The sequence below is a fragment of the Peptoniphilus sp. HCN-40583 genome, assembly GCF_037892835.1.
Taxonomy (GTDB): domain Bacteria; phylum Bacillota; class Clostridia; order Tissierellales; family Peptoniphilaceae; genus Aedoeadaptatus; species Aedoeadaptatus rachelemmaiella.
Genome location: NZ_JBBKBU010000019.1, coordinates 1 through 15,134, shown reverse-complemented (window position 1 = coordinate 15,134; position 15,134 = coordinate 1). Strand labels below are relative to the sequence as shown.

Annotated in this window: 17 protein-coding genes; 3 read left to right on the top strand and 14 right to left on the bottom strand. The window is 48.5% G+C overall.

Features of this window, described 5'->3' with window-relative positions:
• Positions 1-36 precede the first annotated feature (36 nt).
• The 9 genes from WKT05_RS06890 to WKT05_RS06850 form a co-directional block, all read right to left on the bottom strand.
• Entirely contained in the window at positions 37-1,812 is a 1,776-nt protein-coding gene (locus WKT05_RS06890; protein ID WP_340413502.1) for a polysaccharide deacetylase family protein, read from the bottom strand.
• A gap of 7 nt (positions 1,813-1,819) precedes the next feature.
• Positions 1,820-3,250, bottom strand: a complete 1,431-nt coding sequence (locus WKT05_RS06885; RefSeq protein WP_340413501.1) for an MBOAT family O-acyltransferase — start codon at positions 3,248-3,250, stop codon at positions 1,820-1,822.
• Positions 3,250-3,468 carry a phosphopantetheine-binding protein gene (locus WKT05_RS06880; RefSeq protein WP_148471929.1) on the bottom strand — a complete coding sequence of 73 codons (219 nt, stop codon included), beginning with the start codon at positions 3,466-3,468 and terminating at the stop codon, positions 3,250-3,252. Before WKT05_RS06880 ends, WKT05_RS06885 begins: the two co-directional genes overlap by 1 nt.
• Before the next feature lie 43 nt (positions 3,469-3,511).
• Positions 3,512-4,243, bottom strand: a complete 732-nt coding sequence (locus WKT05_RS06875; RefSeq protein WP_340413500.1) for a GNAT family N-acetyltransferase — start codon at positions 4,241-4,243, stop codon at positions 3,512-3,514.
• On the bottom strand, positions 4,224-5,702 hold the full coding sequence (locus tag WKT05_RS06870; RefSeq protein ID WP_340413499.1) for an amino acid adenylation domain-containing protein: 1,479 nt from the start codon (positions 5,700-5,702) through the stop codon (positions 4,224-4,226). The genes WKT05_RS06875 and WKT05_RS06870 overlap by 20 nt, the downstream gene beginning before the upstream one ends.
• 142 nt (positions 5,703-5,844) lie before the next feature.
• Positions 5,845-6,090: a hypothetical protein gene (locus tag WKT05_RS06865; RefSeq protein ID WP_340413498.1), complete on the bottom strand. Its 246-nt coding sequence runs from the start codon at positions 6,088-6,090 to the stop codon at positions 5,845-5,847.
• A gap of 40 nt (positions 6,091-6,130) precedes the next feature.
• Positions 6,131-6,343: a hypothetical protein gene (locus WKT05_RS06860; protein ID WP_340413497.1), complete on the bottom strand. Its 213-nt coding sequence runs from the start codon at positions 6,341-6,343 to the stop codon at positions 6,131-6,133.
• A 73-nt stretch (positions 6,344-6,416) separates the two neighbouring features.
• Positions 6,417-7,097 carry a DUF4367 domain-containing protein gene (locus WKT05_RS06855; RefSeq protein ID WP_340413496.1) on the bottom strand — a complete coding sequence of 227 codons (681 nt, stop codon included), beginning with the start codon at positions 7,095-7,097 and terminating at the stop codon, positions 6,417-6,419.
• Complete coding sequence (locus WKT05_RS06850) at positions 7,090-7,632, bottom strand: RNA polymerase sigma factor (protein WP_340413495.1); 543 nt, start codon at positions 7,630-7,632, stop codon at positions 7,090-7,092. Before WKT05_RS06850 ends, WKT05_RS06855 begins: the two co-directional genes overlap by 8 nt.
• A 384-nt stretch (positions 7,633-8,016) precedes the next feature.
• Here WKT05_RS06850 and WKT05_RS06845 point away from each other — a divergent pair, with 384 nt between their 5' ends.
• The gene (locus WKT05_RS06845) at positions 8,017-8,325 is read left to right on the top strand and encodes a helix-turn-helix domain-containing protein (protein WP_340413494.1); all 309 of its coding nucleotides are present in this window, start codon (positions 8,017-8,019) and stop codon (positions 8,323-8,325) included.
• A 55-nt stretch (positions 8,326-8,380) separates the two neighbouring features.
• On the opposite strand, the gene WKT05_RS06840 is transcribed toward WKT05_RS06845, so the two are convergent.
• From WKT05_RS06840 to WKT05_RS06820, 5 genes are all read right to left on the bottom strand, one after another.
• Entirely contained in the window at positions 8,381-8,767 is a 387-nt protein-coding gene (locus tag WKT05_RS06840) for a metal-dependent transcriptional regulator (RefSeq protein ID WP_340413493.1), read from the bottom strand.
• On the bottom strand, positions 8,754-10,259 hold the full coding sequence (locus WKT05_RS06835; protein WP_340413492.1) for an ABC transporter ATP-binding protein: 1,506 nt from the start codon (positions 10,257-10,259) through the stop codon (positions 8,754-8,756). Before WKT05_RS06835 ends, WKT05_RS06840 begins: the two co-directional genes overlap by 14 nt.
• 12 nt (positions 10,260-10,271) lie before the next feature.
• Entirely contained in the window at positions 10,272-11,003 is a 732-nt protein-coding gene (locus tag WKT05_RS06830; protein ID WP_215506469.1) for an energy-coupling factor transporter transmembrane component T, read from the bottom strand.
• Positions 11,003-11,590, bottom strand: a complete 588-nt coding sequence (locus WKT05_RS06825; protein ID WP_340413491.1) for an MptD family putative ECF transporter S component — start codon at positions 11,588-11,590, stop codon at positions 11,003-11,005. The genes WKT05_RS06830 and WKT05_RS06825 overlap by 1 nt, the downstream gene beginning before the upstream one ends.
• A 135-nt stretch (positions 11,591-11,725) precedes the next feature.
• A complete protein-coding gene (locus WKT05_RS06820) occupies positions 11,726-12,343 on the bottom strand; it encodes a TetR/AcrR family transcriptional regulator (RefSeq protein ID WP_340413490.1) in 618 nt (205 codons plus the stop codon).
• 123 nt (positions 12,344-12,466) lie between these two features.
• On the opposite strand from WKT05_RS06820, the gene WKT05_RS06815 reads away from it, so the two are divergent.
• Together WKT05_RS06815 and WKT05_RS06810 are read left to right on the top strand one after the other, a co-directional pair.
• Positions 12,467-14,236: an ABC transporter ATP-binding protein gene (locus WKT05_RS06815; protein WP_340413489.1), complete on the top strand. Its 1,770-nt coding sequence runs from the start codon at positions 12,467-12,469 to the stop codon at positions 14,234-14,236.
• The coding region (locus tag WKT05_RS06810; protein WP_340413488.1) for an ABC transporter transmembrane domain-containing protein at positions 14,229-15,134 on the top strand (906 nt) is incomplete at its 3' end. The genes WKT05_RS06815 and WKT05_RS06810, both read left to right, overlap by 8 nt.

The following is a 15,134-nucleotide window of genomic DNA, read 5'->3' as shown; positions in this document are numbered from 1 at the left end:
CGCAGCGATGCAGGGGCTCGTTTTTTGTGCTTCTTTTTACGGATTGAGGGAATGAAGATCCAAGCTGTCGGAGACATTCACCCGCTTTAATCGGCGCAGGGTCTCGGGCAGGTACTTCACCGTGTAATTCTTCCCTTCCTCCGAGGTGACGCTCACCTTGTATCCCGCCTCCGTGAGGAGCACTTCCGTCAAATCGTCGTGAATGCCCTGGGGATAAGCGAAGGCGTAGGGCGCGTGGTCGTTGAATTTCTCGTACACCGCCTTAAACCGTGCGTCGTCGGCCTTAAAAGCCGCCATAAAGTGTTCTTCATCTTCCCCTTTGAGCCTGCCCATGTTTTCCCTGAAGGCGCTGCCCTTCACCTTTTGTGTTTGGTGGAAGAAGTAGCTGTGGGAGCCGTATTCGAAGACATCGGAAGCGGCAAGGGCCTCTTCGGGGGAAAAGTGGCGCTTCATGGGTTTGTCCGTGCCGGGATAAGTGTCCATGCCCATGGTCTTTCCGATGGGAAAGATCGTGGCCACCTGATTGTATTTTTTAAGCAATGGATAGGCCAGCTTCAGATTGGAATCGTAGCCGTCGTCGAAGGTAATGAGGGCGAATTTTTCGGGCAGATCCCCTTTTCCCTCGACGAAATTCATCAGGTCCTTAAAGTGGACGGTTTGAATCTCCTCGTCCTTGAGGTACTGCAAAAATTCCTCGAAGCGGGCCGGAGAAATGGTGTAGAGGCCGTCGCCCTCATCCGCCAGGTGGTGGAAGGCGAAGATGTAGTAGCTGCGCTCCAAGACCTCGGGGGCCTGGGCTGCGGCTTTCTCCACGCGGCCCTTTGCAATAAACTTTCCGTAATTTCCCTCGCCCTTGTAAATTTTATCCAGCATCATGGCGCCCATGGCGTTTCTGAAGTGGGATGGATCGTAGAAAAACCGGGGATCCTTCTCCAGAGGCGTGTTCGTGAAATCCCAAAAATCCACGGTCTCGGCAAGCTTTTTGTAGTAGGCATCCACTTCTTCTTTATCGTAGCGGGCATTTTGCCCGGCATACATAGGCGTCAATAGAAAGGTAATGGGAATGTGGTTTTCGTCGCACATGGCCTTGATCCTTCCGATGGCGGCGATGGCCTCGTCTTGCGAAGACAGGGGAATTTTTTCCGCGGGAATGTCGAAATGCTGATTCTTCATGTACTCTTCCGAAGATCCCATGTACTCCACGTCCCGCACCCGCTTGTCGTAGCTGCCGTCTTCGTGAAAGACGTCGAAATTTTTCGGAATGTAGCTGTCCTCTTTTTTCGCCGCGATTTTGTCCGCGCCGTAGCGGGGATTGGCAAAGAGGTAGTTTTTGTAAAAGGTGAATTTATTTTCCCCGCTCACATCCGGATGAAGGAGGTAATTTAAGTCCCGATTGTTTTCGTGGTACTTCGTGGCCGAGGGAATGGCCAGAGGCATAATAATGGACTCCACGGGATAATTCTTCACCAAAAAGGCCACGGTCTTCTCCGTGTCGTAAAGGTCCGCGCCGTAGTGAAAGACATTGTAGTAGTCCTTTCCCGTGTAGGCCTTGAGCTTGTCCAAGGGAATGGAGCTGGCACCGGATGCGCCGACGATGAAATTTTTGTACTGTTTTTCCTCTTGGTGGGTCTTTAAGTAGGTGATCTTCGCCGTGCGGGGATTTTGCGTGTAGTCGTAGCCGTACCAACGAAACAGAGGGTCGCCGAAGACATTAAAGGGATCGGTGAGCCCATTGAAGGCGGCGATGGCAATAAAAATCCCTAGGGCGATGAGTAAAAACAGCCGATTAAATTGTTTCGTCTTCTTTTCCATAGTTCACCTAGTAGTTTCTGTAAATAAATTCCACGGAGCGGTAGCCTTGGGCGTAGACGCCGAAGTAGAGAATCACCGCCATGGCGCCGAAGATAAGGGCCGCCTTCACCGGCATCTTGGCGGAAAGGATCCGCTCCGTCACATCCACGCCCCGCTCTTGAATCGACGAGATCACGGCCACGACGAGAAAAGCCAGACCGATAACGGCAAAATCCTTCGGCTCCACACCGAAATCCCCGTGGCGGAAGCTGAAGTCCCGAAGGGTTTTTTTCAGCATGAACATCGCCTGGGAAAAACTGCCGGAGCGGGTGAAGTAGCGGCCGATAAAGACCAAAAAGGAGGTGCGGATCACCTGAAATGCCCGGTAGGGCGCCTTCTGATCGTCGATGGAGAGGGCTTTTTTCACCGCGTTAAATCGCCGCTCGAAGAGAAGGGACAGAGAGATCAAGGTCCCGTTGTAGAGGCCGAAGGCGATGAAATTAAAGCCGCCGCCGTGCCAAATGCCGATGAGCAAATAGACGATGTAGGTAGAGATGGTTAAGGTAAGCACCTTGCCGCCGTGGCGTCCCAAAATCCGGCGGGATTTTTTGTTGATGGTGCCGAAGGTCTTCGTCAAAGACAGGGGGAAGAACACGTAGTCCCGCATCCACGCCCCGAGAGTAATGTGCCAACGGCGCCAAAAGTCCGTAAGGGACGTGGCGAAAAAGGGCCGCTTAAAGTTTTCCGAAAGCTCCACGCCGAAGAGATAGGCCACGCCTCTTGCGATGTCGATGCCGCCGCTGAAGTCGCAGTAAATCTGAATGGAGTAGAAAATAATGGCGATAAACACGAAGCCGCCGCCGAAATCGTCGGGATGATCGAAAATCCCCGACACCACGAGGGCGGCGCGATTGGCGATAAGGAGCTTTTTAAAATAGCCGTAGAGCATGAGAAGAAGGCCCCGGCTAAAGGAGAGGCTATCTGCCTCCGCCCGGTAAAGGTCCTCGGAAATGGCGTCGTAGCGGGAGATGGGCCCCTGCACGATTTGCGGAAAAAAGGACAGATACAGGGCGTATTTTAAGAGATTGTCCGCCGGCGGGTATTTCTTCCGGTACAGGTCGATAATGTAGGATGTGGCCTGAAAGGTGTAGAAAGAAATCCCCAGGGGAATGGCGATCTTAAAGGCGGAAAGATCCGTAAATTTCACCAAGGACAAAAGGCCGAAATTCACGGCCAGCGTGGCGAATAAAAGGGCCTTGTTCTTGGTTTTGTAGAGGATTTTTCCCGCGAAGTAGGTGGTGAAAATGGCCGTAAACAGATAAAAAAACGCCCTGATGTCGTAGAGCGCGTAGTACATAAGGGAAGCGACCAGTAAGACTTGCCACTTGCAACCGACGACGCGATAGATGACGACGAAGAGGGCGACAAATAAGAGAAAGGAAAGTTCGGTAAAGGCCATTATAATTTGTCGATAAACTCGGCGATGGTATTGACAGACTCAAAATTTTCCGGCAAGAGTTCCGACACGTCGATGGTAATGTCGAAGGCATCTTGCAGCTCCAACACCAGGCTCACCATGTCGAAGGAATCCAAAATACCTTCTTCGATTAAATCCGTATCTTCTTTCACCACTTCGCCGGTGATGCTTTCGATGATTTCAATGATTGATTCTTTCATAGCTCCTCCTTCGATTCTTTCCCATTATACAATTAGCCGCCGGTTATTTCAATTCCGGTGCGTAGACCATGACCGCCGAGTGAAAGCCGTCTTTTCGAAAGCCCGCCTTTTCGTATAAATCCGCGGCCCCGCCCTCGCTATCGGTCCACACCGTGGCCCGCTTTTTTTCGATGCAGGCGGCCACGTAGTGCTTCACCATTTCAAGGGCCAACCCCTTGCCCCGAGACGAAGGTGCCACGTACAAATGCTCGATGGTCTGCTCCGTCGGGCTTAAAGAATACTGCAAAAAGCCCGCCTCGGGAATCCCGATAACGCGGCCTTCTCTTACATCCCTCTCGATCTCATCCATGGATTGATGATTTCCCGAAACGGGATCGAAGGCGGCGATGCCCCGGGCCACGAAGTCCCCGTCGTCCAAAGTCACGACGCGGGGAGAAATTTCTCCCAATCCTTCTTTCAGACGAAGGCGCAGGCGCATTTTATAAAGGCGAAAGCCCACGGCCTCGGCGGCGGATGTGTCCGGCCGGCGACCGACGATTTCTGTGACCAACGTCTCGTTCAAATCCAAAGGCTTCTGCTCCTTTAAGTAATAGGTCACGTGCCATCGGTCGTTTTTATTCGTGCCGATGTAGAGATCCCCGTCGTCAAAATAGCGCAGATCCTCGAGCTCCTCTACATAGCGGCGGCGGTTCATGTAGTCGTTGTTCACGCTCCCCTTGTAAGCAGCCAGGCGCGCGTCCAAGTCACTTTCATCCTTAAAGGGCACCATGTTCATAGGCTTCCTCCAATGCCTTTCGGTCGATTTTTCCGTTTCGCGTCGTCGGCAGCGACGCCACGTGGATAAAGCGGTCCGGAATCATATAGGCGGGCAAATGGGCCTTGAGCCCCTTGCGAAAATCCATGCGGGAGAATTCTTCCCCGGTATAGACGGCGACGATCCGCTCTTTTTCGCGGTCGTAGAAACACATGCCGTCTTTGATGCCGAAGGCGAAAAGGGCCCGCTCCACTTCCCCCAATTCGATGCGGTAGCCGTGGCGCTTGATCTGATCGTCTTCTCGGGCGAGAAATTCGATTTCGCCTCGCCCATTTCTTCGCACAATGTCTCCCGTGCGGTAGACGATCTCCGGGTAGCGGCTGTTCAATGGATTTTGCACGAAGGCGGCCTTCGTCTTTTCCGGATCGTTGTAGTAGCCGTAGGCCACCCCCATGCCCCGCACCACCAGCTCGCCCTTTTCAGCGGGCACATCGCCGTCTAAAATCATTAAATCCATATTCTCGCAGGCCCTGCCGATGGGAATCACTTCCCCGGGGCCGAAATCCCGATCCACCTTGTAATAGGCGCAGTCCACGGTGGTTTCCGTAGGCCCGTAGAGATTAAAGTAATCCGCCGAGACGGCGTCGCGCCAGACCTTCAATTTCTCCGCGGAAAAAGCCTCCCCGGCAAAGGCCACCACCTTCAAATGCTCCGGCACCGCGGCGTCGAAGACCTTGGAATTGGCCAGGAGATTCATGGCGGAGACGGACCAGAGAATGGCGGTGATCTTGTGTTCGTTTAAATACTCCACGGCCTTCACGGGAAAGAGAAATAGCTTTTTGTCCATTAAATGCACCGTGGCCCCTTCTCCCATCATAAGGGCCAGCTCCTTCACCGACGCGTCAAAGTACAGGGGCGTTTGATTGGCGATGTTAAAACTTGCATCGATGCCCAAAGCCTCGGGGATCCAGTCCATAAAATCCACCACCATCTTTTGGGCCACCACCACCCCCTTCGGCGCCCCGGTGGAGCCGGAAGTAAAGAGGACGTAGCAGGGATCGGCGTCGATGATTCCGTCCCTGAGGCGATTGACATCCACCGCCCCCGTCGCCTTCGCCTTCGATGAAATCGCCGTAAGATTTAAGGATTCAAAGCAATTTTTTTTGTGAAAAATCCCCGCCTCGGCCTCGAGCTTTTCGGCGATTTGCTCCATGCGCCCCGCCGCTTCCTCGTCGCTTACGGGCACGTAAAAATTCCCCGAATAGAGCACGGCCAAATAGGCCACCACCGTCTCGATGCGCCGATTCACGGCGACGAGAATGGGCTTACTTTCCGCGCCGGTTGTTTCGTAAAGGACCGCCGCCAAATCCATGGCCTCTTTTCTCAGTTCGGAAAAGGTAATGGACCGCACGCCGTCCACCAGGGCGATTTTATTTTTATGACCTTCTACGGTCTGTTCAAATTTGTCGATAACTAACATAAACACCTCGGCTAAATTCTACCACGTATCAAAACCCCTGACCACAATCCTCCTTTTCCTTACGAAAAATCGAGCAGGCAAAAGCTTGCTCGATAAATGGCCTTTGTGTTCAATTCGATTTGCCTTTGTTCGACGAAAGGCACTACTGCTTTTGTACCTCGTCTTCTTTTTCGTCCTTTCCCTCGTTTTTTTCCGCCGCCTTATTATAATCCACGGTCTCCAGGGCATAGGGAAGCATAATCAAAATCACCAGAATAAAAAGAAGACGCAACTCATACTCTTGACTATCCATTCCGCCTTGCGAAAGGGCAATCCACGGTTTCCACGCCAATAAGCCTAAGAAAAACAGGCTGATGGCATAACCGATCTGCTTAAAATCTTTTTTCATAAAATCACCTCATTGATGAAACTTTCTATTGTCTTCCGAGTCACGCCCCTGCACCCCGCTCCATGACAAAGCGGAGAATGGTAACGATCAATAGCAGAATTGCCAAGACGCGGGTAATTTTTCGATCGTGTTTTGCCAGCCACGGGTACTTTGCTAACCACGCCTTCTCATCGGATAAGTAAAGCGGCAAGGTAGCGAAGGTGTATAAGGTAAACAACACCGTGATCATCAGTTGAATTCGTGCGATAGTCATAAGAGCTCCTTTCTTTTCGTCTCACTACTATAACGTTTCACGAAGGAAAAACTGTACAGTCTTTTTGAAATTTTTATTTCTTTTCACGGATGGATTCGGCCATTTTTATTAACTCATCCACCGTCACATCTCCATCAAGTATGAAAATATAATCTTCTTTTTCTATCGTAATGGAATTTGAAAACCCTTCACGTTTGGACACATAGAGGAATGCTTCATTTTTTCCTATGTTTATTTTTTTTCTTTCTCCGTTTTCATTGTCTTCTCCAATGGTAAATGCACCGTCTTTTGCGACGCACTCAAAGCTAAAGCTTTTTCCTTTCTCGTTCTCAAAAAATGTAATTTGATATCCCTCATCTAATTTTTCAATTTTAGATACCTTAAAGCCTTTCGGAACATAGGTGATGTCCCAGTCTTTTTTCTCTATCTTCTCTTTTTGGGTAAAGTGAATGGCGGTGTGGTCGCTAAACCACGCTTCCACATAGGATTGCATTTGGGCCAGCACGTCGCCGTGAAAGGCAAAGAGGCTCACAAGGCCGATCCCCGCCACGAGAAGAACGGCGGCGGCTTTTTTTAAGGGATTTTTCTTTTTGCTTTTTCCGATGGCCTTGAGAATTTTTCGGTCGGTTTCAAAGGAGGGGGTGTGGACACGATCGTGGTCACTTGTCCACTGCTCTTCGAGGGTGCGGATCTCTTCTTCCGCGTTTTTCTCCATGGCGTTTTTTATCCAGAGATCAAATTGACGATCATTCATTTTCCCCCTCCTCTCCCAGTAATTTTCGCAATTTTTGTTTGATTCGATAGAGCTTCACCTGAACCAAATTGGTGTTTATGGCCAGTTCTTCTGCGATTTCTTTGTAGGATTTCTCTTCAAAATACTTTAGGTATAGGATCTGTCGGCCCAGGGGATCTACTTTTTTTAATGCATCTCGGGCCATTTTCTCCCGCTCTTTTTTAAGATAGGTCGCCGACAGGTCGTCGAATGCATCGAAGGCGCCATTGGACGCATCTCGGGCATGATTCGCCCATTTTTTCTCTCTTCGCAGGCGATCGATGCATTTGTATTTCATCATGGTAACGGCTACTTTTCTGAATTCGTCGTCGGAAAGATCGGCGTAATTGGCTTTTCTCTCGATGATGGCGAGAAAACATTCCTGAAGGACGTCTTCCGCCTTTTCTTTTGATCCCAAGATTTTGCTTCCGTAGGCCGTAAGGAAGGCTTTTTGCTTCTCGTAATGGTCTTCGATTTTTTGATTGAATCCTTCGTCTCTTCTGTCCTTTAAAAGCAAGGGGCGCCCTCCTTTCTCTTTTATTAAAGCAAAGCAGATGGAAAAATACAATATTCGCGCCCCTGCCCTCAGAAATTTTTACGGGCACAAAAAAACAAATCCCGAAGGCATCGAAATTTCAGAGTGATGACAAAGGGAGGGAGAATCATCCGATTCACCCTCTCTTTTTTGTGTCATCAAACAGCATTCGCCTCAATTATAGTAAAATAGAAAAAAGGAGGCTTATCCTCTCCTCCTAAGCAAAAATAGCAACGCATAGTAGCTATAAAAAAGCAACTCTCCAATCATTTCACATAATATTGGTAAACCGTAAAATATTATTATGTGATGTGACGGAGAGTAGATAAAAAAACACGACCTATGGATTTTTCGTTTGGGGCATCCTTGCGGAATGCCAGAGAAAAACGAAACTATAAGAGAGAACAGATTGCGGAGCGTGCAGAAATCAGTCCTCGTTTTTTAGCGGCCATAGAAAGCGGCAGGCGCAAGCCGAGCCTGGATGTCCTGATTCGCCTTGTCAATGCCATTGGCGCTTCTTTTGATGAGATTCTTGCACCGCAGGTGAACGCAGACAGCGAAATCGTTGACCGGATCATGCGGTTGGTTCCACAATGCAGCCAGCGGGATCAGGAGTTGCTGCTTACCCCGGTTGACAAAATGCCGGATACCAAAGAGAAGAAAGCTGACAAATAATGCGGTCGGGTGTATTGCCCGGCCGCATTGCTCTGTCCGTTACTGTATGGGCCAACTATTTTCCCTTTTGAGAAGAATAGTGATCCCGAAGTTTCTCAAAGGATTCTATACTGATATTGTGTTCCATCCGGCAGGCGTCGTATTCCGCTCTCTTGGGATCAACGCCTGCGGCGATGAGCTTGTCGCGGAAGAAACAGTGCCGCTCGTAAATTTTCTCAGCAACTTCGCGACCCATATCGGTCAGATGGAGAAAGCGATCTTCATCCATTGTGAGAAAGCCGCCATCCCGTAAAGCCGCTACCGCATAGCTCACGCTGGGCTTTGACACCTCCATGTGCCGGGACACATCCACGGAGCGTACCTTGCCTTTCTTTTTCTGGATTACCAACACAGCCTCCAGATAGTCCTCGCCGGAAGCGTACAGTTTTTTACCGGGAGGCATTGACTGCACCTGCTTCTTGCTCGCGGGAGAAGAAAGCCCATAAGAGACTCTCAGCCTCCCCGTCCATAGGTCGGTGCCACAGCACCTTGCTCCCCTGAATGAACAACAGGTAGGTGCAGCATTTATAAATAAGTTCCGGGTCATGTGTAATCAGGAACAGGCTCTTTCCCAGTTCTTTCAGGCGGTTTAAGTTGTCTGATACCTCCAGCATATGCCGGTAATCCAATCCGCTGGTAGGCTCGTCAAATATCAGGATCTTTTTGTCCGAGGCTATTGCACTGCCAATCGCCACCCTCTGTTTTTCACCGCCTGACAGGGACATGGGGTGCAGCTTTGCCTTCTCCAACAGGTCAAGGCTTGTCAGTATCTCCTTGGCGCAGGCTGTGTCTGCTTTCTCGTCCTCGCCATCCATACTAAGTAGCAATTCGTCCATCACATCTTCCGTGAATAGCTGATGATTTACATCCTGCATGACCATATAGGAGATATGCCTGCGCTGCTTCGCGTCATAGGAGGCCCCATCCATTTCAAGCACACCTCTCGCTTTTTTATCTAGACCGCACAGACACCGGGCGAAGGTGGATTTTCCTGCGCCGTTGTATCCGATGATGCCGATAATCTCGCCTTGAGGCAAGTTTAGGTCTGGAACATCCACATTGAGGGGGCCGTGCTTTTCATAGGAGAACCGGAATCCTTTGATATGCAATTTCGGAGCGGTCGGTTTGGGGGCAGCCTCTGGGGACAGGTGGAATGGGTCCAGTGCCCGTAACCCCATCCCCTGCAATTCATCGGGCGATAATTTTTGAAACTCCGCCCCGGTAAATTCCCGTACAATACTTCCATGCTTCATATAGAGAATTCGATCTGCATAGGGAACGAGATAATAAAGTCGGTGTTCCGCGACAATCACAGTCTTTTTCTCTGACTGCCAGTGCCGAATCACACCAATCAAATCTTCGATAGTGGCAATATCTAGGTTGGAGGATGGCTCGTCCAGTACAAAGATATCCGGGTGGATTGCATCGGCAGAGGCACAGGCGATTTTCTGTTTTTCTCCGCCGGAGAGAGCAAACAAGCTCCTGTTCAGCAGCTTTTCCAGCTTGAGGCTGCGGGCAGTCTCTTCCAGGCGCTCCCGCATCTCCGGGACCGGCAGGGCCATGTTTTCACACCCAAAAACGATCTCACTGGTGGTATCCACATTGTAGAATTGTGTTCTTGGGTTTTGGAATACAGATCCCACCCGTTGCCCGATTTGATAAAGAGGATAGTCTTTTAACTCTTTCCCATCTAAAAGGACTTGCCCGGTCAGCTTCCCGCCGTAATAATGCGGGATCAGGCCGTTGATTAGCCGAGTCAGGGTCGTCTTGCCGCAGCCGGACTCTCCGCAGAGCAGGATGGTTTCGCCATCCTGGATTGTCAGATTGATATGGTTCAGGTTATTTTGGGTTTCTCCGCTCTCATAAGAAAAGGAAACATCTTTCAATTCGATCACAGTATCACCTCCTTACCACGGCCTGAAAAAGTATGTGGAGAGCAGTGCGGCTCCGGCAATCAACACCACCAGTAGATCCCAGCCAGTAAAACCGACCTTTGTGATATTGGTGCGCTGGACCGGGTTATCCAGGCCGCGGGTCAGGGCCGCCGCAGAGAGATCATCCCCGATTTTGACCACCGAGATCATCAGGGGAATAAAACGGTATTCAATCAGAGCGGCGGGGTTTTGCCAGAATTTCTTTGTTCCGAACTGAACCTCACGCATTCGCATGGCATCTTTGATGGCTGCCGACTCCTCTTGCATAGTGGGGATGAATCGAAACAGGACGGAGAGTGGAATAGTGATCTGCCGCCCAATGTGCATCCGGCCCAGCGCGGTAATGCACTCGCTGGCCGTAGTGGATTTGATGATGTAGGCCCCCATCACATAGGCCGGAAACAGCCGCAGGACCAGCCCCACCAGCAGGACTACCAGCATATTGACGATCATGGGGAACTGGACTGAGTTCTGGATGGCCTGCACAAACAGCCCGACCACAAACAGGCAGAAGAACACGGTTGCCGTTTTATACTGCCGATTAGTCAACAGCAGGATAAATGGGATCATCGCTACCGCAATCATAAAGGCGGTGTGGCTGTATAGGAATTCTGCAGTAGCGACAACGGCCATTAGCAAAAGCTTGGTTCGTGGGTCTAAGCAAAAGCCTGTTCTGTTTTCAACAACTGCTTGAAGCTGCTCCATTACACAATTCCCGCTCTTTCAAAGTGTTTTTTCAGCATTTTACGGCCCAGAAGCGCGCCCAGAATACCGCCCACAAACAGCAGCGCAAAGCCCACATACATCATCCGGGAGGGCATCATGGATTGCAAAGTGTTTGCGTACTGATCACCCATGGAGGTGTGAATGTTTTTCCAATATGCTTCACCGGCAAACCAGAGATTGGCGGGGCAGCCCATGAAGCCGAAGCAAAAGCAGGCATAGCTCAGAACAGTGACCTTAAATTTCTGATAGCCGCCGATTTTGAGCACGACATCGCTTAGAAAACCGCCGAGAAACCAGCCGAGCAGGCCAATCCATCCATAACCAATGAGGTAGAAGAAAATACCACCAATAGCGCCAGTAATGGTAAGCATTCCGAATTTTCTGATTTTCGTGTAATACAGCATCATAGGGATGCCGCAAACGATCGGCCAGATCAGGAACAAGAACGGGTATACTACCGGCAACGCAGTCAGCAGTCCAACAACAAAGAAAACAACCAAGGTCATGGCAGAATAGATGCCGATGTTAATAAGATCTTTACCTGTGAGCTTATTTGTATTTTCCATTTTCAAAAAGTCCTTTCCATATAATTAGATAAATAAATAAGTAACAAAAATTTCTTTATACAAAAGCAATGCTACAGACGCACCTCCTAGATAGATAGTTAGACAACGCTAACTTATGGTTAAAAATTTTGGGGATCAAATCCCCAAAACGGTTTGCCACCCGGAACTGAAAAAAGTGGCTAATGTATGAGCGTATTTTATCGCAGCATCTTTTGAATAATTGTGCAAGACAATTTCTGCGATAGATGAATAGTAAGAATGAACGAGCATATGCCACTCGTCATCCTCCAGATCATGTACGGAAACTCCGCGATCTTTCAGCTCTGCTATTAGCTTTTTTGTCTCCCGAACATCGGAACGCACCACATCATCCAGAAAAGATGCATATTTTGTGCCGGCAGACTGCATCAGCAGCAATTTGAATACATCGAAATGTTCGTAAATGTATTCGATAATCTGACGGATCGTGTCCTCCGACAGTTTCCAGAGCTGCTTTAATTCATCCGTCCGGGCCAATTCAAAGTGCTTGGCAACAGAATCGGAATACATCTCTGATACCGCCTGAACTACCGGCTCTACAAGTTCGCCAAACAAAGCCTCTTTATCCTCAAAGTGATTGTAAAAAGCCCCGTTTGTCACATGAGCAGACTTGCATATTTTACGGATACTGGCGCGTTCAAACCCGTTTTCCAGAAAATGTTTTTTTGCACAGGCTAAAAGATTTTCATGGGTTTGTTGAAAATCCATTGACATTTCTATCCCTCATCCTATACTTAAATTACACTGTAATATTACATCGTAATTTACGTTATAGCACGGTTACACGAAAAATGCAATACCTTCCTTGCATTTTGTGGCCTGAAAGGAGACTTTCTTATGTTCCAAAAAGAGCCGGGTGCAATCCGCCAACTATTTGCTTTTGTCGGTGAGAGTAATGGAAAAATGCGCATTTCTATTCTTCTTGCTGTGTTGGGAGAGATATTTGGTATCGTACCATTTCTAATGGTGGCACTGTTGGCAGATGAACTCTATCACGGTACAGCTACTCCGCAGAGCGTTTTGTTTTTCAGCGGAATTGCTGCCATATGTCAGATTATAAAAATGCTTCTTACATGGCGTTCCTCTCTTATTTCCCACAAAATCTCTTTTACGATTTTGAAAAATGTCCGTGAAGCGATTACAGATCGGATGGCAAAAGTCCCAATGGGTGTTATGCTGGAAACGCCCACAGGAACTTTCAAAAATTTGATTGTAGACAATGTTGCAAAGCTGGAAGATTCTATGGCACATTTTATGCCAGAGCTTCCATCAAATATTGCGGCACCGTTGTGCAGCATCCTCCTGATTTTCATCCTGGACTGGCACATGGGGCTTGCATCCCTAATCACAGTTCCACTGGGTATTCTCTTTTTTGCTGCTATGATGCGCGGTTATGGCCCCCGAATGGAGAATTATATACGCTCTGCGAATAATATGAATAGTTCTTTAGTGGAATACGTCAACGGCATTCAAGTCATTAAAGCCTTTAATCGCTCTGCTTCTTCTTATGGAAAATACTCGGAATCTGTCAACTATTTTCACGATTCCACAATGGAGTGGTGGAGCCAATGCTGGTTCTGGAACGCCGCAGCGAGGGCCGTTCTGCCCTCTACTCTTTTGGGTACATTGCCGGTTGGCGCATGGCTCTATATGGAAGGAACGCTTTCACTCCCCGTATTTTTAATATCTTTAGTCGTTCCGCTGGGGTTTATTGCTCCATTGATGAAAGTGTCTGAAGCGATGGAGCAAGTCAGCATGATAAAAGGTAATTTGGAGCAAGTAACAGCTTTCCTAAAAACCCCGGAACTTGTCCGGCCCTCTGAACCTGTATCTTTGGGAGAACGTACTTACCAATTCGAGAATGTACATTTCGGTTATAAAGAAACCGAAGTTCTCCACGGTATTTCTTTTCAAACCAGACCCGGCACTATGACGGCTATTGTTGGGCCTTCCGGGTCCGGTAAATCCACGATTGCGAAACTGATGGCTGGTTTTTGGGATGTGACTTCCGGCTCTGTGCGTTTCGGCGGCCAGGATATTCGTCAAATCCCCTTTGAGCAATTGATGGGTGAAATCAGTTATGTGGCACAGGACAATTACCTATTCGACAAATCCATTCGGGAAAATATCCGCATGGGTAATCCGGCAGCAACAGATGAAGAAGTGGAAGCTGCCGCAAAAGCTGCTAACTGTCATGACTTTATTATGCAGTTAGAGCAGGGATATGACACACTGGCCGGTGATGCCGGAGATCGTCTTTCTGGCGGGGAGCGCCAGCGTATTACGATTGCGCGGGCCATGCTAAAACCGGCATCCGTAGTCATTTTAGACGAGGCCACTGCCTATGCTGATCCGGAAAATGAGGCACTCATTCAACAGGCAATCAGTAAATTAGTGGCTGGAAAGACATTGATTGTTGTAGCGCACCGTTTGAATACGATTCGCAATGCCGACCAAATTCTGGTTGTGGCAAACGGAAATATTGCAGGCCGTGGGACACAAGAAGAACTTCTCCGGGAATGCCCCATCTATCAAAAGATGTGGCAAGATTATGCCGGAACCATAGAAGAAGCAGACATAAAAGGAGGAGTGGAAAACCATGTTTGAAATGATACGCCGAATTTTTAAGATTGCGGGTAGAAGCCGAAAGAAAATCATCGTTGGCATCACATTTAATATTCTCAAATCCTTTTTCAATAGTTTTATGATGTTCGGTGTTTTTTGGATTTTATTGCATTTAGAAAATCTTACACCCACTATTATCCTGCAAGCCTTTGGCGTTGTATTAGGAAGTGTTATCGGACGCTTTTTCTTCCAATGGATGTATGACCGTACCATGAGTGGAACGGGATATGATATTTTCCGTGATTATCGTCTGGAAATAGGAGAAAAATTGAAACAGGCTCCTATGGGCTACTTTTCAGAGCAAAATTTAGGAACTATTCAGACAATACTTACTACGACGATTGCGGATTTAGAGGGTTACTCCATGCTTGCAATCGAGCAGATGACAAGCGGTGTTGCTATGGCAGCTCTCATGTCAATTATGATGTTCTTTTTCAACCCAATTATTGCTATTTTGAGTCTGATCGGGCTATTATTAGGTTTACTCGCTCTTCGTTGGGTCCGCAGTAGAGCCGCGCAATATACCCCCATTTATCAAGAAGCACAGGAAAATCTGGTGAGTAAATCAATGGAATATATCCGAGGGATTTCTGTTTTACGCTCTTTCTCCAAAGGTGAGGAAGGACAACGAGAAGTACGCAGCGCATTTCAAAAAAAGTGGGATGCAGATTATGGGCAGGAAAAAGCCACAGCCGGAGTTCTTCGTTTTTATATTCTGGTATATAAGCTCATGAGCTGTGTGCTGATTTCTGTGGCAGCATTGATTTTCATGGCAGGAGAAATTAGTTTGCCGTATTGTTTGACTTTCCTGTTTTGTGCGTTTACGGTGTACTCTGATTTGGAAACTATGGGAAACAGTGCTTTTTTGAGCAAGAAAATA